The sequence below is a fragment of the Hymenobacter profundi genome, assembly GCF_019334315.1.
Classification (GTDB): domain Bacteria; phylum Bacteroidota; class Bacteroidia; order Cytophagales; family Hymenobacteraceae; genus Hymenobacter; species Hymenobacter profundi.
The window spans coordinates 1-24,477 of record NZ_JAHWGL010000011.1; the positions used below are offsets into that span (position 1 = coordinate 1).

The window sequence follows — 24,477 nt, forward strand, 5'->3', positions numbered from 1 at the left end:
GAAGCATCTCGCTCGCTCCGTTGGATAGTGTACAACGGAGCGAGCGAGATGCTTCGACAAGCGGACGCCAGATCAAATATGACGTTCTGCGTTAGTGGAATGTTTCAAAGCCCAACCTTGTAATTTCCTCAGTATCTTCCGCCAATGATTGCACCGCTACGTCAGTACTTGTTAGGAATTGTCAGCGTGTTGGTGGTGGGAACAGCCAAACCAGCGGCCGCGCAAATTGGCGGGCGGCGTGCTTTCTCGTTTCTAAACGTGCCTGCTGGTGCCAAGCTAGCAGCTCTGGGCGGCGCCAACGTTTCGTCCCGCGATGCTGACGGGACCATGCTTTTCGCCAATCCTGCTCTTTTGAACCAGGAAATGGATGGTAGGCTGGCCCTGAGCTACGTCGACTATCTAGCGGATATCGGTCAAACCAGCGCCGTGTATGTTTTTAATACTCAACAGGCTGGTCGGTTTGGGGTAGGGCTTAACTATCTGAGCTACGGCGAGTTTCAGCAGGTAGATGCGGCGGGCAACGTTATCGGGGAGTTTTCGGTGAACGAATACGTCGCCAGCGTGGCCGATTCATACACCAGCGGCAACTTCACGCTGGGCGGCACGCTGAAGCTGGCGGTATCGGGCATTGCCGGCAACCATTCGGTGGGTGTGCTGGTCGATGCAGGCGCGCTGTTCAAGCACCCAGATCAGGATTTTACAGTAGGGCTGGCGGTGCGCAACCTGGGGTATCAGGTGAAACCCTACACCGGCTCCGGCCGTGAGCCCATGCCGCTGAATGTGGAGCTGGGTACCTCCTTCAAACCTGAGCACCTACCGTTTCGCTTTTCTCTCACGGCGCACCACTTGCAGCAGCTGGACATCGTGTATCTCGATCCTACCCAAAGCACCCAGCTCGATGAAAACGGTGACCCCATTGTACCTGAGAAAAGCTTAGGCGACAAAATTACTCGACACTTTGCCGTAGGCGGTGAACTGTTGCTTAGCAAAAATTTACATCTGCGCGCAGGGTACAACCATTTGGCTCGGCGCGAATTACGGTTGGCCAATATAGGCGGGGGCGCAGGCTTTAGCTTTGGAGCTATGGTGCGCATCAGTCAGTTCCAGCTCGACTACACGCGGGCGGGCTACCATGCTTCGGGCGCCGCCAATTATTTCACCATTGCCCGCAACATTGATTCGTTGTTTACGAAGGAGAAGTAGGGGAGGAGCCGGTAACTCTGTCGGGTAGCAACGGATAAAACACAACCCTGACTGGCTAAATCAGTATTTGTGGCAGAAGCAGTACCTCGGGCAACGTTTTGCCGGATAGTTGCTTCTTCACCATATCGCCCAAGCACATCTTTTGGGCGCTTTCACTCTTGATGTATGATAGAATCCGATGTTTTTCTGACGCCGGCTCAGATAGTAGCCGAGCTGGATAAGTATATCATTGGTCAGCACGAGGCCAAGCGCCACGTGGCCATTGCCCTGCGCAACCGTTGGCGCCGCCTGCACGCGCCCATCGAAATGCAGCGCGAAATCGTGCCCAATAATATCCTGATGATTGGCTCCACGGGGGTAGGCAAAACCGAAATTGCCCGCCGCCTCGCTAGCATTGCCGACGCACCTTTTACCAAAGTGGAAGCCTCCAAGTTTACGGAGGTAGGCTACGTGGGCCGCGACGTAGAAAGCATGGTGCGCGACCTAGCCGAGCAGTCGGTGAACATGGTGAAGCTGCGCCGCAAGGAAGCCGTGAAGGCTCAGGCTGCGCAAGTAGTAGAAGATATTATCCTGGATGCTTTGATTCCGCCTATTTCCGGCAGTGCTACGCCTGCTACCCGGCAGGGAGTAGGCTTCGGCACCGATGGTAACCAAGTGCCTACCTCCGACCAGGAGCTGAACGAGCGCACGCGCGACAAATTCCGCGAGAAAATCCGCAGCGGTGAGTTAGACGAGCGTAAGATTGAGATTAAGGTAGAACAAAGCAGTTCTTCCGGCATCGGTATCCTAGGAGGCCAGACCGGTATGGATGAGGCTTCGCTGTCGGGCTTACAAGACATGCTGGGCAATATGCTCCCCAAGAAAACCCGCAAGCGCCGCGTCACGATTGCCGAAGCCCGTCGCATCCTGCTAGATGAGGAAGCTGCCAAGCTCATCGATATGGAGGAGGTGAAGGAAGAAGCTCTGCGCCACGCCGAGAACTCAGGCATCATCTTCATCGACGAAATTGATAAGGTAGCCAGCCGCAGCGGCAAAGGCGGCGGTGGCCCCGACGTAAGCCGCGAAGGTGTGCAGCGTGACTTACTACCCATCGTAGAAGGTTCGGCTGTCAGCACTAAGTACGGCATCCTCAATACCGACCATATTCTGTTCATTGCCGCCGGTGCCTTCCACGTTGCCAAGCCTTCCGATCTGATTCCGGAATTACAGGGCCGCTTCCCCATCCGGGTAGAGCTGCAAAGCCTCACCAAAGAGGATTTCTATCTGATCCTAAAAGACCCCAAAAATGCGCTTACCAAGCAGTACGAAGCTCTGCTGCAAGCTGAAGAGGTAGAATTGACCTTTGACGACTCGGCCCTGGAGCGCTTGGCCGAAATTGCATTTGAGGTAAACAGCGAGGTGGAAAACATCGGTGCACGTCGCTTGCACACGGTCATGAGCCGCCTACTCAACGATATCCTGTTCGACGTACCGGATAAAATCGGTGCTAATGCCCGCATTCAAATTACGCGCGAACTAGTAGACGAACGCCTGAAAGACATGGTGCGCAACCGCGACCTGACCCAATATATCCTTTGAGGTAACGCACAGTCAAAACGGGCGGGCCGATCAACGGCGCATTCCCTCTGCGGTAGTACGCGAGAGGGCAGTGCGCCGTTGATCGGCCCGCCCGTTTTCGTACTTCACCTACTCATTCCATGCAATACTACATTATCACAGGCGCTAGCCGTGGCTTAGGCAAAGCCCTTGCAGAGGCTGTGCTGTCCTACCCCGATACCAAAGTGCTAGGCGTATCGCGCAACGCCACGATTGAGCACGAACGGTACCAGCATCAGCCCCTGGACCTATCGGATATGGAAGCGCTGCAAAACAACATCACGAAAATATTCCCCACTTGGTCAGACGCTGACAGCATCACGCTCATTAACAACGCTGGTGTGCTAGGTGAAATAGCCTACGTAGGCGAACAGACCAACGAGCACTACAACTTCGTATTCGATGTAAATCTAGTGGCCCCCGCTATGCTGATGAATACTTTCTTGAGCGCTTACTCTAGTTTGAATGTGCCGCGCACTGTTCTCAACATCAGCAGCGGCGCCGCTCAGCGCCCTGTGGATGGTTGGGGTGCCTATTGTGCCTCCAAAGCAGCATTAGAAATGCTGAGTCAAGTAGCGCAGAAAGAGCAAGACTTGCGTGGGTCTGGCATCCGCATCCGGGCGCTAGCGCCAGGGGTAGTAGATACGGGTATGCAAGAGCAAATTCGGGGAGCAGACGGGCAAAGTTTTAGTGAGGCAGAGCGGTTTAAGGCATTGCATCAAGATAAGAAGTTGGCTGCGTCGAATGAGGTAGCTAAGAAAATTATTGCATGGCTTAGTAGTGATATGGACGAAAAAATAGTGATGCGAATTGACTCCATATAATCAAAAATGCCTCGTTACTCGTAGCGAGGCATTTTTGATCATATGGAGTTAGTTCTGATTCAATAACCTGTATTCTGAGCTACAAGATTATTACTCAAATTTACTTCACGCTGAGGCAGCGGAAATAGGTTTCGGAAAGTTTGTGTGTACGTAGGCAAAGCTTGCTGCACTGTATTGGTGCGGCGCAGATCAAACCAATAAATGCCTTCGTAAGCCAATTCAAGCCTTCTCTGCAATAGAATGTCTGCTACTAGGTCGTTGGCTGTGGTAGCCTGCGTATTAGCTAGCCCAGCACGTTTACGAATAACATTCAATTGGGTAGTAGCAGTTGCTAAGTCGCCTGTACGGGCAGCTGCTTCAGCTATGGTTAGTACTACTTCAGCATAGCGCACTGCATTGAATGGATCATCACGTGTTGCTGTGCGCGTATACTTTAAGGTAGTACCGGCTGGGCTGGTAGCGGCGTTAATAGCCAGTCGTTTGTCGCCGGCAGGGTGCGCGGATACTAAGCTTTGGCCAGGGTTAAACTCATTTCGCCCACCTGGAGAAGGATACCAATAAAAGGCGTAAAAGTTTTGATCAGTATTAGAGAAAGCAACTTGCCAAATAGCATCAGGCGCCGTTGTGCCAGTAAGAGCAGCTCCCGCAAAATCTGTGGGAACAGAAACCACCTGCTTCGCATACTTTAGCGCATCTTCATACTTACGCATCTGCAACTCGAAGCGGGCGCGTAGAGCTAGTGCCGCATTCTTGGTGATGCGCGTGCCTGAATTGCCTGTCAAGTTAGTAATAGCAAAATCTAAGTCAGCACGGATGGCAGCAGCCACGTCGGCTTCGGAAGCACGGGCAATAGGAGCAGTTTGTTCGCCTACAGCAGTAGTGGCAGTAAGGCGGAGCGGAACGCCTGCCCCCCCGTCGTAGCCATAGCCATTTTCGGAACCGCCCCAGGCGCTTAGCAGATTCATGTAATGATAGGCGCGCAACGCGCGTGCCTCCCCCTGGGTTGTGAGCTTGGGAAAAGCAGGATCAGTGATATTTTCACTCTGCTCCAGCAGATAATTAACACGATTAATACCATCATAGATGATATTCCACGTGTTGCTGATCTGCACGTTGTCTGGCAGCAATAAGTTCTGGCCAGCGTAGCCGTAGGTAGTATTATAGGTGCCAACGTGCGTGATGTTGCCAGCTATTAGCTCTACCATAGAAGAGTACCCTACCCCTTGATAATCGGTAGATTGCACTGCATCATAAGCACCCAGGAGACCAGCAGCAGCGTCTTCTTTGGTTGCATAGCCAGTGGAAGAGCTAACGGCGTTGCGAGGCTCTACATCGATAGCCTTATCGCAGGCTCCGACTGCTAAGCCCAAACTCAGCAGCAGGGCTGAGCGAGTAGCAAATTGATGAAAGGAAAATATGGACATGAATGAAATGAGCAAGAAGATTAGAAACCAAGCGTGATGCCCCCGGTGATGGTGCGAGCCTGCGGGTAAACGAAGAAGTCTGTTCCCAAAGACTGGTTGTTACCCGAGAAGGTGTTTACCTCTGGGTCGAGACCTGAATAGTTAGTGAATGTCACCAGATTCTGCGCCTGCGCGTAGATTCGTGCCGAGCGCATGTGAATGCGCGTAAGCAGCGTTGTTGGCAAGTTGTAACCTAGTGTTACAGTCTTGAAGCGGGCAAACGAGCCATCTTCCAAGAAGCGGTCCGAGGTACGGTTGTTCGCATTTGGGTCACCGTAAACGGCGCGTGGAATATCCGTATTAGTGTTTTCTGGAGTCCAGCGATTCAACACAGCTTTATCTTGCCCGTATGATGTGCTCATGCTTTGCGTATAGGACTTAACCGAATTGTAGATTTCATTGCCTACGTTGAACTGAAGTAGCACATTCAAATCAAAGCCTTTATAGCGAAGCGTGTTGCCAAAACCGCCGTAGTACTTAGGCTGAGCATTACCCATAATTTCTTGGTCGTCGGCAGTGATAACGCCATCCCCATTCAAGTCTTTGAACTTGATGTCACCAGGGCTAGTGCTAGCCGTTTGGTACGTGGCAGTAGCGCGACCTGTAGCTGCCCGCGCTGCTTCATTCAGCGCATTAATTTCAGCTTGCGATTGGATAATGTGGTCAACACGGTATCCATAGAAAGCACCTAGCGGCTCGCCTACCTTAAGACGGCTGGCAAATCCTGAAGCCAGACCCGTTGGGCTGGTGTCTGAGGAAAGGGCCGTTACTTTGTTGCGGTTGAAGCTGATGTTGAAGTTGGTTTCCCAGTTGAAAGCACCTTCTACGCCCCGAACGTTAACCGTATTCAGGTTGATTTCAAGTCCCTTGTTTTCTAGATTACCAATATTGGCGCTATAGCTTGTAAAGCCAGTATTGGCAGAGATAGGCTGATTCAGTAGCAAATCATCGGTCTTACGCTTGTATACGTCAGCCGATACATAGAATCGGTTGTCCAAGAAGGCAAAGTCAACACCCAGATCAGCAGTGCGTGTACGTTCCCACTTCAGATCAGGGTTAGCTAGCTGAGAAAGTACGAGACCACCTTGATCCAGATAGTTATAGCCAGGGCTAATAAGACCCCGCGAGCCAAAGTTGGCGAAGTTCTGGTTGCCCGTTTCGCCATAGCTACCGCGTAGTTTCAACTCACTCAAAATCTGCTGATCCTTTAGGAAACTCTCATCAATGATACGCCAGCCGGCCGAAGCTGCTGGGAAATAGCCTACCTGATTGTCTGCCCCGAAACGGGAAGAACGGTCACGGCGAACACTAGCACTCAATAAATAGCGGCCTTTATATGAATAATCTACCTTGGCTAATACACCGAATAGGGCATTCAAAGTAGAAGAAGAGGTAGCAGCTGTTTTGGTAGCCCCTGCCGAGAGTTGCTGAATAGCATTACTTGGAAAGCCGGTCACTTGCGCAAACGTCGTGCTCTGCACATCACGCTGATATTCTGCTACTGCCAGTGCTGTCAGGCTGTGGTCAGTGCCAAACGTGTTGGTATAAGTGAAAGCACTGAAATGGTTGAAATTTGGCTCCTGGATTGTTGCTACTGTTGCCTCCCCGCGCACAGCAGCACCAGGATTGGTTAGCGTAGAATAGAAACGATCATCGCGCCCATACAAAAAGTCCAATCCGAAGGTAGCACGGTATGTTAGGTGCTTAATAAACTGAAACTCCGTGTACTGTGTGGCAATCAGACGGTTACTCACCGACTTAATGAATGGTTCCCGTACGGCAGCTACCGGATTTTCAATAGAGCCTGATTTATAGTAAGTACCGTCTGCGTTATAGATCGGCAGGTCGGCTGCAGTCAAGCGCGCTGTAGTCAGAGCGCCGTAAATGCTGTTATCGTTGTTGATCCGGTTATTAGTGGCTGAGCTTAAACCGAATGAAGCTCCCATCTTCACTTTATCCGAAATCTTGTTATCTAAAGTAAGGCGGGCGCTTATACGATTATAGCCTGATCCCACAATGGTACCTTTCTGGTCAAAGTAGCCAAGCGACAACCGATAGCGGTTTGATTCAGAACCACCGGAGATGTTCAGGCCATAATTGCTAATAGCAGCCGTGCGCAGTACCTGATCGGCCCAGTTGGTGCTGGTAGCTGTGCTTGGGTCTTGAAATTGGCTGAGCGGACGTACAGGTCCAGCATCTACATACGAATAAACACCATTTGTCCGTGTACGTCCACCAGGGCCGAAAGTATAAGCAGCTAAGTCTGCGTAGCTTCGATAAATGACAGGAAGCCTAGTGCTACTGCCTGGGTCTGTGGTGATTGTACCATCTGCATTAGCTGGATAGCGATTTATCATTTGGTCGAGAAATAGCTGTGTCTGCTCAGTGCCATTGATAATATTCGGCTTTTTCCAAACAGTTTGAGCGCCAGTATAGTAGTCAACGTCAATTCGAGCTTTACCAGACTGACCGCGCTTGGTAGTAATTAGCACTACGCCGTTAGAAGCCCGCGAACCATAAATAGCAGCAGCGGCAGCATCTTTCAATACTTCAATAGAGGCAATGTCATTCGGGTTGAGGTCGTTTAACGCGTTGACCTGTTGGTTGCCTGTACTAAGCTGTGAACTATTGCCACCTCCATTAATGGGCAGACCATCTACCACATACAATGGTTCGTTGCTGCCGCTAATAGAAGCCGCGCCGCGTACCCGAACGGCAATTCCAGAACCAGGTGTACCTGAGTTCTGGAATACCTGCACGCCAGCTGCACGACCTTGTAGTGCTTGATCAACACCTACAACAGGTTGATCTTTAAACGCTTCAGCCTTTACTGTAGAAATGGCCCCTGTCACATCGCGCCGCTCCTGCTGCTGCCCGTAACCCGTTACAACTACTTCGCTTAGCTCGCGTGTATCTTGTGCCAAAGCAACGTTAATCTGACTCTCACTACCTATTGGTCGCGAAACTGGCACAAAGCCGATGGCTGTAAACTGCAATGTGCCACCCATTGAAGGAACTGTAAGCACATAAGTACCATCGGCATTGGTAGAGATACCATTAGTAGTACCCTGTACTAAAACAGTAACTCCTGGGATTCCTTCGCCAGTAGTCCGGTCCGTCACACGACCAGAGATACTCCGACTCTGTGCCGCTACCTGCTGAAGCAGAGTGATCATGAGCAGAAGACTCATGAGTAGAGCTTTTTTCATGCAATAAAGAGTTTAAAAGAACAAAATTCACTTAAAGTGATACCATCAAGATGTTAAAAATAGGAAAAAATTGAATTGTGTAATTGCTTTATTATTTCAGAACGGTTTTAATTATGATTGCATATTATTTAACTTGTTTGTAGTCAGATATTTATGATGAATACTGTAATTTAACGTATCAAATGCTGACCTAATAGATTATTCATTACAACTATGCTAATGTTCACTGAAAAGTTATCTGCGAAGTCATTAAAAGCCACCTTTTAAACGGATCTGTTGAGTTGGCGAATCGCGTTCCTATCGCTTTGTTGTAATACGATTCAGGCGAAGCCTCCTGAATAGCAGGATGTCCGCATGATTTTCTGAACAGCTTCTGAAATGATACTAGTAACCATATTTGAGGCTTTATTACGAGACACGTATCTGACATTTCCCTATCCAATTGATTACGCTCTAATCATTAGCCAACATCTTAATTCTCTTCCTAATACTTACAGTAGGTAAAACTAATATATATGATTTTTTAAATTTTTTAGAAGCCTTTTTTGCGAATTATACCAATCTGCGATATGAAAATATAGTGAATATCTTATATGTTATAGGATTAAGCTAAAGTTAAGATGAATTATTGCTCAGTAATTTTTTTGCTTTATACTTGCCATGCTAAACCAATCCGCTTACACCTCTTTTTCAATTCATTCACCAAAATTAATCACATGAAAAAAGGCTTACTTATAGTCTTGATTCTGATTACTGCCTTGTTGCAGCAAGCAGTAGCCCAGGATCGAACTATTTCGGGACGCGTTACCGATGCCTCTAATAATCAAGGATTACCAGGCGTAACTGTGATAGTTAAAGGAACTACCATTGGCACTTCAACAAATGCTGATGGTGGATATACGCTAAATCTTCCAAGCTCCGCTACTACACTTACATTCAGCTCTATCGGTTACGTAAGTATCGATCGACCTATTAGCGGAAGTAATGTTGATGTAGCCTTATCGGCAGATACGAAACAGTTAGGAGAAGTGGTAGTTACTGCTTTGGGACGCGAAGAAGAAAAACGTTCCTTAGGATATGCAGTACAAGATATCAAAGGTTCAGAGCTTACTCAAGCTCGTGAAACTAATGTGGTCAACTCACTTGCCGGTAAGATTGCTGGTGTACAGATCTCAAACAGTACAGGGGCAGTAGGAAGCTCTTCACGTATTGTAATCAGAGGCACCAAATCTATTGCAGGTAACAACCAACCTCTATTCGTAATTGACGGCCAGCCTATTGATAACTCAAGCTTTTCAAACTCTGGCTCAGGGGGAGGTATTGATTATGGCAATGCTGCATCAGATATCAATCCAGATGATATTGAGAGCATGACCGTGTTGAAGGGGGCTACTGCTTCCGCGCTTTATGGTACCCGTGGTGCTAATGGCGTCGTTGTAATTACAACTAAATCAGGACGTAAATCTCGTGGAATAGGTATTAGTGTAAACAGTACTACATCTTTTGAGACTCCGTTGAAAGTTCCTGATATTCAGGATCAATATGGCCAGGGTAGTGGAGGAAGGTTCTCGTATGTTGATGGTGCTGGTGGTGGTACTGCTGATGGCGTTGACGAAAGCTGGGGCCCGCGCTTGGATGGTCGTCTTATCCCTCAGTATAATTCTCCAGTTGTGAATGGAGTGCGTGAGGCAACTCCTTGGGTAAGTCCTGGTAAAGACAATATAAAGAAGCACTTCTTTGAAACGGGCCGTACTTTGACAAATAATATTGCTCTGTCGGGTGGAAACGATAAGGCAGGTGTCCGGGTATCGTATACAAATCTTGACAACAAGGGCATTTTATATAATACTTTCCTGCGGCGCAATACAGTGAATGTAAACGGTGGTGTTGACATTACTAGTAAGTTTAAGCTGAGCACTAACATCAACTATTCAGAAACCCGGGGACGTCGTCCAGGCCAGGGTTATGATGAGTTGAACGTTATGCAGCAGATGTATAGCTGGTACGGTCGCCAGGTCGATGTTCGTGATTTGAAGTCTCTTTACGAGAGAACAGGTAGCAACGAAAACTGGAATAATAACTACCACAGTAATCCCTACTACATCCTAGGCCAAGCCACCAATGACGACCAACGGGACAGGGTAATTGGTAATTTAACTTTGACTTACGCGCTGACAAACTGGTTGAATCTTACTGCTCGGACGACTAACGATATATATAATCAGTTCAACCAGCGTCGTGTACCAGCTGATACACGCAACAATGCAGAACAAGATGACTATACAGAAGAAAGGATTAGAGTATTAGAACGCAATACCGAATTCTTAGCTACTGCTAACCGAAATTTGAATGAGGATTTTAACCTGGATGTTTTAGTTGGTGCTAACCGTCGGGATAACAAACTGAATAGAAGCCAAGTTGCTGCTCCTGACTTGGCTGTCCCCGGCCTATTTGCTTTAGGAAACGCAGCAGGAAGCTTAGTAACAGGCAACAATTTTGGAGTTGCAAACTCTAACAATAGCTCCATTCTAAATCCTATTCAAAACAGACGTATTAATAGCGTATATGGCTCTGCCAAAATAGGCTATAAGAACTTTGCTTTCTTGGGAGGTACCGTTCGTAATGACTGGTCTTCTACCCTACCTGCCGCTAACCGGTCGTTCTTTTATCCCTCGATTGATGCCTCTGTAGTATTAACAGATGCTTTCAACGTCACGGATTCTTTCCTGTCTTTTGCTAAAATTCGAGGGGGATATGCGGAAGTTGGTAATGATACAGACCCGTACCGTTTGCAGGACATTTACACAGGTGCTACTGCTTTTGGCACCCGGCCTGTACAGACTGTATATAACGTGCGTTACAATCCTAATTTGAAGCCCGAACGTACCCGTTCATCGGAAATAGGTGCTGAAGTGCGTTTCCTTGAGAATCGTATTGGCCTTGATGTAACGGCGTATCAGGCAACCAGCTCTGATCAGATTCTAACGGTGTTAACCTCGGCTGCTACAGGCTATACAGCAAGTGTATTGAATGCAGGTACGCTTACAAACCGAGGCATTGAGGCAATTTTGACGGTAGCACCTCTATCTGCTAGTAACCCTTTTCAGTGGAATCTAACGGCCAATTTTGCTGCTAACCGCAACCGGGTAAAGGAGTTTGATAAAGAAGGGCAAATCAAAAATTATGTGATTGGTTCTTCTGGTTTTGGTGTGAACGTAGAAGCGCGTGTAGGAGAGAGGTATGGCGCTTTGTTCGGTGATGCTTTCTTGCGAGTTCCAGATGGAGAATATGCCGGGCAGATTGTAAATGGCGCTAATGGCAGACCTCTAGTAGACCCTACCCGGCGTGTTCTCGGGTATTATACACCTGATTGGATTGGAGGCATAACGAACCAGTTTAGTTTCAAAGGTCTCAATTTGAGCTTTACTGTAGATACGCGTCAAGGTGGGTCATTGCAAAGCGAGACCTATATGTGGGGCACGTATTCTGGCGCGCTCACAAATACGCTAGTAGGCCGTGAAGATGGTATCATTGGTCAGGGCGTAATACAGAATGCAGATGGGTCTTACCGTCCTAATGATGTTCGTAACTCTGCCGAAAACTACTATCATGATTACTCTTATACAGCTCGCGAAAGCAGTGTATTTGATGCCTCTTTTGTCAAGCTGCGTGAAGTGCGATTGGGTTATCAATTGCCGAAGTCTGTTATCGACGGTACGTTCATCAAGGGTGTCGGCTTTTCATTTGTAGGACGTAACCTGTGGCTAATTAGCTCAAAAGCCCCTGGTATCGACCCGGAAACGTCGTTCAATAACGGTAACGTTCAAGGATTAGAATCCACGCAGGTGCCTTCAGTACGGAGCTACGGTTTCAATGTCAATTTTACGCTGTAATTCCAACATCGCTAGCCAAACGATGTCTTACTTCTAAATACAGGCAGTATGCTTTCTAAATACCAAAAACTTGCATTTGCACTACCTATCGCGTTAAGTCTTGGTGCTTGCGAAAAGGATTTTGATTCACTCAATACAAATCCCAATAATGCTGTTGTAGGAAACCCTGCTTATATTCTCACAAATGCAGAGCAGTCTAATGTTTATCGCCTCTTTGACGTTCCTGCGAACCAAGATGGAGGGCTGTTAATTATTCAGCATTGGGCAAAAATTCAGTACACTGAGGAAGACCGTTATGCTTTCCGTCCAGGTTCTTATCAAAGTATATGGGATGGATTTTATGCTAATGGCTTGCAGGATTTCGATGAGTTAATTAAGCAGGGTAAGGCAACTAACAATGAAAATCTCCAGGCTGTTGGCCTGATTATGCGCTCGTACTTTTTCTCCGTTTTGACGGATTTGTATGGCGATATTCCTTATTCGCAGGCCTTGCAGCTTTCCGATAATGTACTGACGCCTAAATATGATGCCCAAAAAGACGTATACACAGGTTTGTTAGCTGATTTGAAAACTGCTAATGACTTAATAAAAGTTGGTGGCTCTGAGGTTGACGGGGATGTTATCTATGAAGGAGATATGGCGAAATGGCAAAAATTTGGCAATTCGCTGCACCTCCGTTTAGCAATGCGCATCATTGATGCTGAACCAGAGCTAGCTAAAACAGAAATTGCTGCGCTCCTGAATGGCAATACACCGCTCATAAGTTCTATTCAAGAAAATACAAAATTTGATTTTCTGAGCGGAGCCTCTAATACCAATCCTATTTATTTTAATAGGTTGACAAGAGACGACCATCGGGTTAGTCGTTCAATAACTTCTCGGCTAAATCAATTAAACGACCCTCGTTTAGAAGTGTATGCTAATCACCCCGAAACTGGTGACTCAACTGCCTTCTATCGTGGTGTTCCAAATGGCTTGACTAATGTAGAGGCCGCGGATCTTGGCCCATTATCCTCTACGTCCAAGGTGGGATCTGCATTTACAGCTGCTACTGCACCTGGGGTACTGATGACTTATGCTGAAGTTCTGTTCTTCAAAGCAGAAGCCATTGCACGGGGTATTATTGGAGGAGACGCGGCAACTGAGTATAATAATGCTATTCGAGCCTCAATGGCACAGTATGGCTTCACAGGTGCTGCTGTAGATACTTATCTCGCTCAACCCTCCGTGAGATACGATGCAGGTAATTATAAACAGAGCATCGGCGTTCAAAAGTGGATTGCGTTATATGGACAAGGCGTAGAAGCATGGTCAGAATGGCGTCGTTTAGATTATCCGAAACTACCAGTCGCTAAAAATCCAGCGGCGGCGGCAATGGAAAAAATTCCTGTACGATTCCGTTACCCAGCTAATGAGCAGACTACTAACGCAACTAGCCGAGCAGCAGCAGTTGAGCGTCAGGGACCAGATCTGATTACCACTAAGCTATGGTGGGATAAGTTATAACAGGATGTAATTAAGAAGGGCCACTAGATAACGTATCTAGTGGCCCTTCTTAATTACATCCTGTTATAACTTATGCTTATCCCTGCATCAAATACGCTTTTATATACTCATCCAAATCCCCATCTAGAACAGCTTGCACATCGGTGCGCTCCACGCCAGTGCGGAGGTCTTTAATGAGCTTGTAGGGGTGGAGCACGTAGTTGCGGATTTGAGAGCCAAAATCAATACGTTTTTTGCCGGCTTCGATTTTGGCGCGTTCCTCGTTGCGCTTGTCTAGCTCTTGCTGGTAGAGGCGGGATTTGAGCATGCGTAGGGCATGCTCTTTGTTCATAAGCTGGCTGCGCTCAATCTGCACGGCGATGATGATGCCAGAGGGTGCATGCGTGAGGCGTACAGCAGTTTCTACCTTGTTTACGTTCTGCCCACCGGCGCCACCGGCCCGGAACGTGTCCCAAGTGATGTCACCAGGATTGATCTGAATGTCGATGGTATCGTCAACTACGGGGTAGGCGTAGATGGACGCAAAGGACGTGTGGCGGCGGCCGCTGCTGTCGAAGGGAGAGATACGCACGAGGCGGTGCACGCCACTTTCTCCTTTTAAGTAGCCATAGGCAAAATCGCCGGTGATTTCCAGGGAAGCCGATTTGATGCCAGCGCCTTCGCCGGGCTGATAGCTGAGCTGCTTCACCGTGAAATTGTGCTTCTCGCCCCACATGATGTACATGCGCATTAGCATCTCGGCCCAATCCTGGCTTTCGGTGCCGCCGGCACCGGGGTTGATTTCTACGATGGCTGAGAGCTGGTCTTCCTCCTCAGACAGCATGCGCTTGAACTCCAGGTCTTCTACGGCTTTTTGGGCCACTGCGAATTCCTGTTGGAGTTCGGCCTCGGTGGCTTCGCCTTCGCGGTAGAAATCAAAGAGCACCTCTACGTCGGCAATATGCTGCTCTACAGTTTCGTAATCATCGGTCCAGAATTTCTGGCTCTTGATTTCCTTAAGCGTGAGTTCTGCCTGTTTAGAATCGTCCCAGAAATCGGGAGCGAGGGTGCGCTGTTCCGTTTCTTCTATTTGCGCTTTGCGGGCATCGTAGTCAAAGATACCTCCTCAGGGCCTCAGCACGGCCCTTCAATTCCTTCACCTGATCTTGCGTCATTACGGGGGAATATTAAATGATGAATAAACAAAGGTCGGTAGGATTACCGAGTGTAGGGGGTAGGAGGCGTGAGAGCCACTAAATGCAAAGCTCGGCTTCGTAACGAGTAGATAAAGTCAGAGGATGACTTTGGTACCCGTTGCGAAGCCGAGCTTGCTGTAGCTGATCCTGCTTATACGCTCACCATCCAGCCATGCTCATCGGGAGCAGTGCCTACCCGGATATCAGTGAGAGCAGCGCTAACCCGACGCGCAAACGAGTCGTCTGTGAGGTCCGGCAGCTCGTAGTCCTGGCCGCGGTAGCCTATCACGGCTATGGGCGCGATGGTGACAGCCGTGCCTACTCCAAAGGCTTCCTGAAGCGTGCCATTGGCCTGCGCCTCTAGAATCTCCACGGAAGATACTTTACGTTCCTCTACGGTCATTCCCCAGTCGCGGGCTAGTTGGAGTACGCTTTTGCGGGTGATGCCGTCCAGAATAGACGAGCTGACCGCGGGCGTAATCAAACGACCATCTACCACAAACATCACGTTCATGGTGCCAGATTCTTCAATGAAGCGGTGCTCGGAAGCATCTGTCCACAGGAGCTGGTTATAGCCATCCTGCTGGGCCAGCTTGGTGGGGTACATGGCCGCGCCATAGTTGCCGGCGTTTTTGGCGAAGCCCGCGCCGCCCTCCGCAGAGCGCACGTACTTTTCCTCGAACCGCACGCGTAGCGGCTTGTTGAAAAAGGAAGCTACTGGGCAGGTGATAATGATGAACCGGTAGGTGCTGGATGGCCGAACGCCCAACATGCCATCGGTGGCAAACATGAAGGGGCGAATATAGAGTGAGGTGCCAGGGGCGCTAGGTACCCACTCCCCATCCAGACGAATCAACTGAAGGAGCCCCTGCATGAATATCTCCTCGGGTACGGCTGGCATGCACATACGCTCAGCCGACAGGTTGAGGCGGCGCAGGTTATCGAGTGGCCGAAATAGGGTGATGTTGCCTTCGGTATTCTTGTAGGCTTTCATACCCTCAAAAATGGCTTGGCCATAGTGCAGCGCCGAGTTGGCAGGGCTTACTTCAATAGGGCCGTAGGGTACGATGCGCGGCTGCTGCCAGCTCCCGTCGCGGTAGTCCACCACCAGCATATGGTCAGAAAAAGTCTGGCCGAATTCAAGACGGCTCAGGTCTACTTGCGGAAGGGTAGAGGCTGTTGTGCGTTGGGTGGGAATGTCGAGGGTAAGAGACATAAAAAAACCAAAAAGAGTAAAGTTGGGTGGCAGCTTAAGCGGCGCTAAATGCGGGGTTTCCAGGTCACTTCCTCCGCGCCGAGGTCGTAGGCCATCTGACGGCCCAGTACAAACAGGTAGTCAGACAGACGGTTCAGGTAGACAATGACTAAATCAGCCACAAAAGACTCTTCGCGCAGGTGAATGACCAGACGCTCGGCGCGGCGGCAGACGCAGCGCGCTACGTGCGACACCGAAACTGATGGATGCCCGCCGGGTAGGATGAACTCGCGCAACTCGGGCAAGCCGGCATTCATACGGTCCATTTCCTGCTCCAGCAGCGCCACGTCTTCGGCGTGTAAATCTGGAATCTTCATCTTCGATTTCTCGGGATCCGAAGCCAGCGAAGCACCCATGGTGAACAACCGGTCTTGGATTTCTTTCAGCAAGCCGCGGCGACTGCCGTTCACGTCTTGGTCACGCAGCAGACCAATGTAGGCGTTTAGCTCATCCACCGTCCCGTAGCAATCAATGCGGAGGCTGGACTTCGGCACGCGCGTGCCACCAATGAGAGAAGTCAGGCCTTGGTCGCCGGTTTTGGTGTAGATTTTCATGGGGTAGGGATGGGTGGATGAATGGATGCGTGGTTGAGAAATTGGGTGTTCTCATCAGTCACCACGCACTCATTTACCCATTGAGTACGTGCGTTGTCACGTGCTCGTTGATGATGTCGGACTCAATCAGGCCGTCGCGCAGGCGTACTACGCGGTGGGCGTAGTTGGCAATATCTTCCTCGTGCGTCACCATGATGATGGTGTTGCCTTTCGCGTACAGCGCCTCGAACAAGTCCATAATCTCGTGACTGGTTTTGGAGTCGAGGGCGCCAGTGGGTTCGTCGGCCAGAATGATGCTGGGGTCGTTGACGAGGGCGCGGGCGATGGCTACGCGCTGGCGCTGGCCGCCACTCAGTTCGTTGGGGCGGTGCAGGGCGCGTTCGGCCAGGCCCACGCTGCGTAGGGCCTCGCGGGCGCGCTCTTGCCGCTCGCTCTTACCGTAGCCGGCATAGATAAGGGGTAGGGCCACATTATCGAGGGCAGTAGCACGGGGTAGCAAGTTGAATGACTGGAATACAAACCCGATTTCACGGTTGCGTACGTCAGCCAACTGGTTGTCCGACATATGGCTGACATCGTGATTATTCAGCACGTATTTTCCGCCAGAAGGCGTATCCAAGCAGCCCACAATATTCATCAGGGTAGACTTGCCGGAACCCGACGGCCCCATAAACGCCACGTACTCACCCCGGTTGATGCTAATGGACACGGATTGCAGCGCATGAATCTCCTCCATGCCCATGCGGTATACTTTGGATATGTTGGTGGTTTCGATGATGGGCTGCTGCATGGCCAAGTAGGTTAGTTCCAGGATTCCGTGGCGGCAATTATAGCCGAACGACGAGCTTCGTACTGCGCAAGAAAGGTAGCGTATTCGGGGGGGGAAAGCAACGCACGTAGCTGGTTGAGCGGATCGGTAGCGTAAGTGGTCAGCCCTACGGGAATAGTCGCCAACACATAGGCTCGTAGTAGCTGGGGCGAGTTGGGGGCATACTCCAGGCCGCGCACCAACGCATCGTAGGCCTGCTGATACTTTTTCTGGTTGGTATAGAAGTCGGCAGCGGCCAGTACGGCTTCCGGCTCGAATGGTGCTTCTCGCAGCAAGGCCGCAAATTGCTTGCCGGCAGTGGACGGTTGCGTATGTGCTGCCAGCAGCGCTTGGTAAGTTAGGTAGTTAGGCTGATCGGCTGCCGTGAAATAGCCAGTAGCCACCAGCTTTTGCAAATCGGTCCAGCGTAGCTCAGCCAAATACAACGCGCCGCGCACCACATTCCAACGCGAAGCAGTGCGGGTTTTGGTGGCGGGAGGTAGGGCGAATTGTTCCACCACCTGCCGGGCTGCTGCCAACTGTCCGGCGTCGATGGCGCGGGGCAACTGAGCCAGCAAGGCCTCTGTGCGCACAGGGGCGGGTAGGGCCACGGCTGCTGGTAGCCATTGCGCAGGCGGTAGCGTATTGCCTTGCACCACCAGGAACTGGGCCTTTATAGAATCGGGCGCAGTAGCGTAGTCGGCGGGGTAGGAGAGCGTGAGTACTTGGCGTAGCAGGCGGCCAGCATAATCGAGGCTATCTGGTGCGGGTAGGGACGTGCGGCCCCAGTCGGGTTCTCCATTCAGCGTGAAAGCATAGGCGCGCCCTACCCGCGCATCGGGGTAGCCATTCACCTGCGCCGTCGTGAACAGGTGCTCGGCGCGGGCGTATAACTGCTGCTGTAGCAACCAAGTGCCCATCAGGTTTTGGTAGTAGGCAGCGCTGGCATTGGTGCCGAGCGTGAGCGGTTGCAGGGTAGCCTGAGCCGCCGCAAGTCGGCCGCCGTAGTGCTGGGTAAGCGCCAGCAGAAAGCTTAGCTGCTCGTGGTAGGCGCTGTCGATGGGCTCTTGGCGCAGCTGCCGCAGGGTAGGAAGCAAACTGGTATCGCGGGCCGTGGCGCGGTCCAGCGCTAGGTGGTAGAGCCGAGCGAAAGTTGGTAGCGACAGACCTTCACCTGCCTTCAACTGAGGTACCGCCGGCGCGGGCTGCCCGGTTATCCGAGCCAGCAGCAACTCATTGCTCTGCAAGGCGGGTTGCTCGCCGCTGGCGGCATGGTCGGTAGCCCATTGCTGGGCAGCGGTCAGGTCTTGCTGAATCAGGAAAGCGAGGCGGTTGGTGCGTACGGCCTCATTGGTAGGCGCATCTTCTTCGGCTCGACGCAGATAGTAATCCACCGAGTCGGTAAGGGTAGAACGGGAGTAGAGCTGCGCCATGTCGCTGGCCAGGAACGCATTGTTGGGCGTTGCCTGCAACCCATCGCGCAAGGCCTGTTGGCGGTCGAAGAAGTCGGCCGGCTCGTTGTAGAGCGCTGCTAGTCGCAACGACAACCGTGGTGAGGGTGCCCGGCTCAGGGCGCGGCGTAATGCGTTGATTTCGTTCTGTCGCTGAAACCGGAAGCGGTAGAGTGCCGCCCGTCCCCAACTGGCTTTGTGATTGAAGCGGTCCAGCACGTCGCTTTCGGCGTAGTAGCGTTCGGCCAATAAAGCAATGGGTGTTACTTCGGGCTGCTGCTCGCTCTGGAGGCGGGTCACATCACCTAAATTGTTGTAAAAGCCTGCTTCTACCTGATCCAGTACAAAGAAATGCGTGCGCAAGCCGGTAATCAGTAGCAGGCCTACGCCCATGATATAGACCACGTAGAACGGCAGGCGGCGCGGCTGGTAGACCACCCGGTACACCGGAAGCCGCTGCTTGATGAGCGGTCCAAAGTTGAAGATCAGATATAAAAGGAAGCCTCCACCGCATCCCAGAAAAGCCAGCGCCGTGAACTGCCGGGCAGCTTCCAGCAATGGGTCGTTGAGGGTAGCCAGCGCGTAGCCCAGCGTGGCGGCCGCAATGGCCAACAGCGTGAGGTAGATAGGGGCCATACCCGTGGCGTAGGGTAGCCACTCGTTATAGGTAGGAGCACGACGGCGTAGCCCCAACCAGCCCACCAACGCGGCGGGCAATAGAAACAGCAGCGGATCTAGGCGAAGAGTATCAGTTAGCTGTACCACGCCGTTGCGCCAGTAGTACAGGAAGAGCAGCGTGAGGTACAGAATGCTGAGCGCCAACAGCGGCAGGCGCCCGAGGCGAAGACGCGGCTGCTCGCTCATCGTCCCTACCCATAGCAAGCCATGCACGTTCTCGAAGCCCAACCAGAGCACCACTAAGGCTACAGCTACGGCGCCACCGCGGGTAGCGTAGGTAGCCAATTGCAACGCCGTGATGTCGGTAGAGTAGGAGCTGCGCACGAACAGCAGCGCGCTCAGGCCAGTTACCAGCACCGCAAACGCTCCCAGTCGTTGCCAACGCGGTACCGTAGGCCAGAAAGCGTGAAAAGCATAGGCTGGCAGTCCTAGTGCTACCAAGGCCAGCACCAGAAAATACTGCCGTTGCGCATCAAACACCCCCAGCAAATCGGGGCTCAGCGACATCAGCAGGAAAAACACAGAGGCCATTGCTACTACAAAAGCCGGCCGGCCGAACGCTGTGATGGTAGCCAAGAAGTAGACAAGACTACCCGCCAGCACGGCCAGAAAAGCCATAGCCGCCACCGGCCGCACGAAGGGGCCCGCCACATCATGGGTTTGAGTGAGCAAGTAGGCGTTGGCCCGCACAGGTAGGCCCGCCAGCCCTACCCGCACTGTGTCGAGGGTGAGGGGTAGGGGCTTGAGCTGCGTAACCGGCTGGAGCGGCAGCGTGTACTGTGCCCCCGTGAAGTAATGAAAAAGGGCCAGCCCTACGGCCAGCACAGCAAGCAGCGCCGGACCTAGCAGCCAGGGGCTCCAACGATGCGGCGAGATAGAAGGAGCAGAAGTCGGCACTAACTAATTATTCAAAAGCTAACTAGTTGTCAAGTGGTAAGTTATCCGTTGTTAGTGTTCTAAGTGATTCACTAACAACAGATAACTGCCACCTGACAGCTAAAAATAACGCGAGTTAATCCAGAACTTTGGGTACGCGGAAATAGTCGGAATCCTTGCGTGGGGCGTTGCGTAGACCCTCCTGGTGGCTTACGGTATTATGCGCTTCATCGGGGCGCAATACATTGATTTCCTGCGATAAGTGCACCAGCGGGGCCACGTTGCTGGTATCGAGTTGGCGGAGCTGATCCACCCAATCCAGAATCTCGTTGAGGGCGCCCAGCATTTCTTGCTCTTTAGTGGCGTCGAACTCGAGGCGAGAGAGGTGGGCCAACTGGCGCAGGGTGTTGATATCAGTGCTCAAAGCAAAGGGGCGTTAGGGTAGGGAAAAGGTGGGCAGCCAACGGAGTTGACCGCCCACCTTCAAAATTACGAATTCGGCAGACTTAGTTCTGCCCGGTCGTTGCTGTGTTGCTCGGTCTTCTGCTCCACGGCTTGGGTAGCGGGTGGGGTAGGGCGCCAAGTAAAGGCCGGTGGCACCCCGGCCGCTTCGGGCTGAAACTCGCTGGCGATGAGATCGTGCGCACGTTGTTTCAGGGCGGGCACGTCGGCCATCGTGAGATTGTGCGTCGGGATGGGCTCATGCAGTACGATACGCAAGGGCGTGTAGCGAATGCGCAGGCCACTTATATCGGGCATGAAGCGGTGGTTCAGCGGCATCGATACGGGCACCAGCGGCACGCCGGCGGCAATAGCCAACTGGAAAGCGCCGTCTTTAAAAGGCACCATCTGCTCGCCGGGTTTCTCGGAAATAGTGCCTTCCGGAAAAATCACCACCGAGCGCCCCGCCGCCAGGCTCTGCTTGGCCAGCACCATCGAGCGGCCCCGGCTTACGGCACTGTTGCGATTCACGGTGATGTAGGCGCTGCCGAAAATCGGTCCCCAAAGCGGTGTTTTCGCCAGGGTGTCTTTGCCAATAATGTTAAGGAAACCCGGAAGGGTGCTGAACAGCAACGGAATATCAATGTAGGAACTGTGGTTGGCCACGTACACGCAAGGCTGACCAGCGGGCGGCTGGTTTTTGCGCACAATGCTTACCGGCATACCCCACATGAAAATTGCCGACGATGACCAGAACCGGTTGACTTTGTGTAGCCAGGGGTGCCGGCTAGGCTTACGCGCCAGTACCCATTGCAGAGGGTAGGTATAGAAAAATGGCGATACAAACCAGAACGTGCACCAAGTAGTATAGATTCGTTGACCAATAAAACGCAGTAGCTGACGCATATACAAGCAAACTGGGAGGCGAAACAAACACAGTACCCAAGAAAGGCACCGCAAGCATACGCAGAGATTTCTAAAGCAACGGTGAAGCCGAAGAGCCTACCCCGGCTGCTGCCGGCTGGCCAGCACCCGCTCGGCCTTCAGCAAACCGGCCACGCTAATGGCATCGGTAATGCGGTTTTGCATTACCATCTCAACAGCTTCTGCCAAGGGTAGGTGCCACAGGCGCAGCTCTTCGGTTTCTTCGGGCTCTACCTCACCGGGCACCAGGTCCTCAGCCAGAAAAACGAAGCCTTCCTCATCGGTTACGGAGTTGGAGGTATGCAGGCGGGCAATGTTGGTCCAGCGGCGCGCCGTGAAGCCCGTTTCCTCGCGCAGCTCCCGCTGCGCCGATTCCAGAATATCCAGCTCCACGGGGCCACCGCCCATCGGGATTTCCCAGCTGTACTCATTCAGCGTGTAGCGGTATTGCCCTACCAGCCACGTGTAGCCCTGCGCATCGACCGGTACAATGCCCAAGGCTTTGTTTTTCATCGATACTACCCCGTAGATGCCGGGGTTGCCGGCCGGGTTCAGCACCTGGTCCTCGCGCACCCTGATCCAGGGGTTCTGATACTGCATGGCGGTGCTTAGCACTTGCCAGGGGTTGCGGGTTTCATCAAAATCAGCGGCCGGAATAGAGGTCATAGAAAGAGAAATGAAGGAAGGACTAGGCAAAAATACGATTACCCGCTTACTCCGGTAGCAACTGCTGGTCGGCCAGAAGTATTCATTGGTCGACAGAAGTAGGTCAGTAGTCCAGTTTAAGTAGCATTATTCACCGCTATTTGGTAGCTTTGTCTTAATAAAATTAAATAACACAGGTCAGGATAGTGGAAAGGAAGGTTCTGCCTGTGTGCGTTGTTCGGCGAAAGGAATAGGGTGGATGATTTTAACCCCGAACAACGTTCGGAAAGGCCATTGCGGTACGCAATGGCCTTTTTTCGTATGCGGTAGCCGCTAACCTCCGGCGCATAGCTGCCGTATCAGATAAGAGCAGGCAGTCGTTCACACCCCGGCTGCCCCTTTTCGCTCTATGGCTAACGACCCTAAAAAGAATAACCAAGCTAAAACAGACCTGCCGAAAGAAGGCGACCCACTGTTCAACCTGCACCACGCGCAAGCGGAAGCCGAACTAGCTAAGAAAAATGGCGGCCTCGGCCCGACCACCAACGAATACATGACCGAAGACGAGCAGGATAACGTGGACGCTTCTATTGCGCCGCGCGATAGTCAGGGTTTTGTTCGCGGTCAGGACGACTCCGATGTGATTGGCAGCAATGCCGGTGACCATAAATAAACGAGGCCTCGTTCAATAGGCTAATAAACGGCCCGGCTGGTAGCACAGAAGCTGCCAGCCGGGCCGTTTTATGTGGGGGTGTTGCGTACGTTTGCACCCATTATGCTGCTTACTTCCTACACCACGCACCTACACGAGGCTGGCCTCGATGAGGCTGGCCGAGGCTGTCTGGCTGGGCCAGTCTTTGCCGCCGCCGTCATATTGCCACCCGATTTTCACGCGCCCTACCTCAACGATTCCAAGCAAATGACTGCCCGCCGCCGCGAGCAGGTGCGCACCGACATCTGCCGTGAGGCCATTGCCTGGGCCGTGGCCGAAGCCTCGCCTACTGAAATAGGTGAAATAAATATTGCGCAGGCCAGCTACTTAGCCATGCACCGCGCTGTGCAGCAACTGCCCATCACGCCCGATTTTTTGTTGGTCGATGGCAACCGTTTCCGGCCCTACCCTGGCCTAGAACACGCCTGCATCATTGGTGGCGACGCCCTGTACCGGAACATTGCCGCGGCATCGGTACTGGCCAAAACGTTTCGGGATGAGCGCATGCGGACGCTGGCGGAGGCCTACCCACACTACGGCTGGGAGCAGAACGCGGGTTACCCTACACCCAAGCATCGCGAGGCCATTCGGACGCACGGTCCTTGCGAGCATCACCGGCTCGGCTTTCGACTGCTTTAATTAGTTATTCGTGAAATACGCTTGTCATCCTGAGTGCAACGAAGGACCTTATGTCAGTTAAACGACTGGCGTAATAACGACTTATTCGCACGTGAGAAGGTCCTTCGTTGCACTCAGGATGACAAGCGTATTTCACGAATAACTAGCAACTCGTTGCCTACTGATCTTTCAGGCGCAACAGATCAAGAAACAAACTGAAACCGTCGATAGTAGTGGCGCCTTCGCCGAACTTATCGAAGCTAAGGGGCTTGATGATGTAGCCACTTACGGCCAAATTTTGAGCCTTCAGGCGGTCAGTTTCCAGGTCGGAGGTGGTAGTGATGAATACGTTGAGACCTACAAACTCGGGGTCGGAGCGGAGTTCTTGCAGCATCTCCAGCCCGTTCATGCGGGGCATGTTGATGTCTAGAATAACGACGCTGGGCTTTTCGATGCGAGATTCGCCGCTCTCACCGCGCAACATATTGAGTGCCTCGCGGCCGTTGCGGGCAATGTGCAGCGGCACGGCTACATTATGTTTGCGCAATTCGCGCTGGACATTCATAATATCAAGTTGGTCATCTTCAACCAACAGGATACTGGGGGTAGGATCGGCAGACATAAGAAACAAAGTACTGAGCAATAG

At 51.7% G+C, this 24,477-nt stretch carries 18 protein-coding genes; 7 read left to right on the forward strand and 11 right to left on the reverse strand.

What is annotated here, in order from left to right:
• The first annotated feature begins 144 nt into the window (after positions 1 to 144).
• From porQ to KYK14_RS04750, 3 genes are all read left to right on the forward strand, one after another.
• Positions 145 to 1,203: a type IX secretion system protein PorQ gene (porQ, locus tag KYK14_RS04740; protein ID WP_219157391.1), complete on the forward strand. Its 1,059-nt coding sequence runs from the start codon at positions 145 to 147 to the stop codon at positions 1,201 to 1,203.
• 165 nt (positions 1,204 to 1,368) lie between these two features.
• Positions 1,369 to 2,781 carry an ATP-dependent protease ATPase subunit HslU gene (gene hslU, locus KYK14_RS04745; protein ID WP_185281055.1) on the forward strand — a complete coding sequence of 471 codons (1,413 nt, stop codon included), beginning with the start codon at positions 1,369 to 1,371 and terminating at the stop codon, positions 2,779 to 2,781.
• Between the two features lie 119 nt (positions 2,782 to 2,900).
• Positions 2,901 to 3,623, forward strand: coding sequence for an SDR family NAD(P)-dependent oxidoreductase (locus KYK14_RS04750; RefSeq protein WP_219157394.1), 723 nt, complete (start codon positions 2,901 to 2,903; stop codon positions 3,621 to 3,623).
• Between the two features lie 59 nt (positions 3,624 to 3,682).
• Here KYK14_RS04750 and KYK14_RS04755 read toward each other — a convergent pair whose 3' ends face one another.
• Together KYK14_RS04755 and KYK14_RS04760 are read right to left on the reverse strand one after the other, a co-directional pair.
• Positions 3,683 to 5,047 carry a RagB/SusD family nutrient uptake outer membrane protein gene (locus tag KYK14_RS04755; RefSeq protein WP_219157397.1) on the reverse strand — a complete coding sequence of 455 codons (1,365 nt, stop codon included), beginning with the start codon at positions 5,045 to 5,047 and terminating at the stop codon, positions 3,683 to 3,685.
• 20 nt (positions 5,048 to 5,067) lie between these two features.
• Positions 5,068 to 8,295, reverse strand: coding sequence for a SusC/RagA family TonB-linked outer membrane protein (locus tag KYK14_RS04760; RefSeq protein WP_219157400.1), 3,228 nt, complete (start codon positions 8,293 to 8,295; stop codon positions 5,068 to 5,070).
• Positions 8,296 to 8,915: 620 nt separating this feature from the next.
• Here KYK14_RS04760 and KYK14_RS04765 point away from each other — a divergent pair.
• Together KYK14_RS04765 and KYK14_RS04770 are read left to right on the forward strand one after the other, a co-directional pair.
• Complete coding sequence (locus KYK14_RS04765; RefSeq protein WP_246601685.1) at positions 8,916 to 12,188, forward strand: SusC/RagA family TonB-linked outer membrane protein; 3,273 nt, start codon at positions 8,916 to 8,918, stop codon at positions 12,186 to 12,188.
• 48 nt (positions 12,189 to 12,236) lie between these two features.
• The gene (locus KYK14_RS04770) at positions 12,237 to 13,694 is read left to right on the forward strand and encodes a SusD/RagB family nutrient-binding outer membrane lipoprotein (RefSeq protein WP_219157403.1); all 1,458 of its coding nucleotides are present in this window, start codon (positions 12,237 to 12,239) and stop codon (positions 13,692 to 13,694) included.
• A gap of 76 nt (positions 13,695 to 13,770) precedes the next feature.
• On the opposite strand, the gene prfB is transcribed toward KYK14_RS04770, so the two are convergent.
• The 8 genes from prfB to KYK14_RS04810 form a co-directional block, all read right to left on the reverse strand.
• Positions 13,771 to 14,848 (reverse strand): peptide chain release factor 2 gene (gene prfB / locus KYK14_RS04775; protein ID WP_185281049.1). Its coding sequence is split into 2 segments (ribosomal slippage): positions 13,771 to 14,796 and positions 14,798 to 14,848, totalling 1,077 coding nucleotides; the frame shifts between segments, so codons are not numbered across the junction.
• Positions 14,849 to 15,020: 172 nt separating this feature from the next.
• Positions 15,021 to 16,085, reverse strand: coding sequence for a branched-chain amino acid aminotransferase (locus KYK14_RS04780; protein WP_219157406.1), 1,065 nt, complete (start codon positions 16,083 to 16,085; stop codon positions 15,021 to 15,023).
• A 44-nt stretch (positions 16,086 to 16,129) separates the two neighbouring features.
• A complete protein-coding gene (locus KYK14_RS04785) occupies positions 16,130 to 16,678 on the reverse strand; it encodes a cob(I)yrinic acid a,c-diamide adenosyltransferase (protein ID WP_219157409.1) in 549 nt (182 codons plus the stop codon).
• Positions 16,679 to 16,751: 73 nt separating this feature from the next.
• Positions 16,752 to 17,468, reverse strand: a complete 717-nt coding sequence (locus KYK14_RS04790) for an ABC transporter ATP-binding protein (RefSeq protein WP_243900441.1) — start codon at positions 17,466 to 17,468, stop codon at positions 16,752 to 16,754.
• A gap of 11 nt (positions 17,469 to 17,479) precedes the next feature.
• Positions 17,480 to 20,512, reverse strand: a complete 3,033-nt coding sequence (locus KYK14_RS04795) for a hypothetical protein (RefSeq protein WP_219157412.1) — start codon at positions 20,510 to 20,512, stop codon at positions 17,480 to 17,482.
• A gap of 115 nt (positions 20,513 to 20,627) precedes the next feature.
• Positions 20,628 to 20,915, reverse strand: a complete 288-nt coding sequence (gatC, locus tag KYK14_RS04800) for an Asp-tRNA(Asn)/Glu-tRNA(Gln) amidotransferase subunit GatC (protein ID WP_185281045.1) — start codon at positions 20,913 to 20,915, stop codon at positions 20,628 to 20,630.
• A gap of 65 nt (positions 20,916 to 20,980) precedes the next feature.
• A complete protein-coding gene (locus tag KYK14_RS04805; protein ID WP_219157415.1) occupies positions 20,981 to 21,838 on the reverse strand; it encodes a lysophospholipid acyltransferase family protein in 858 nt (285 codons plus the stop codon).
• A 96-nt stretch (positions 21,839 to 21,934) separates the two neighbouring features.
• Positions 21,935 to 22,522: an NUDIX domain-containing protein gene (locus tag KYK14_RS04810; protein ID WP_219157417.1), complete on the reverse strand. Its 588-nt coding sequence runs from the start codon at positions 22,520 to 22,522 to the stop codon at positions 21,935 to 21,937.
• A gap of 388 nt (positions 22,523 to 22,910) precedes the next feature.
• Between KYK14_RS04810 and KYK14_RS04815 the strand changes: the two genes are divergently transcribed.
• Complete coding sequence (locus tag KYK14_RS04815) at positions 22,911 to 23,174, forward strand: hypothetical protein (protein WP_185281042.1); 264 nt, start codon at positions 22,911 to 22,913, stop codon at positions 23,172 to 23,174.
• Positions 23,175 to 23,276: 102 nt separating this feature from the next.
• Positions 23,277 to 23,852 (forward strand): ribonuclease HII, encoded by a 576-nt coding sequence (locus tag KYK14_RS04820; RefSeq protein ID WP_219157420.1) that lies wholly within the window; start codon positions 23,277 to 23,279, stop codon positions 23,850 to 23,852.
• 157 nt (positions 23,853 to 24,009) lie between these two features.
• Here the strand turns inward: KYK14_RS04820 and KYK14_RS04825 are convergent, their stop codons facing one another.
• Entirely contained in the window at positions 24,010 to 24,453 is a 444-nt protein-coding gene (locus tag KYK14_RS04825; protein WP_185281040.1) for a response regulator, read from the reverse strand.
• Positions 24,454 to 24,477 lie beyond the last annotated feature (24 nt).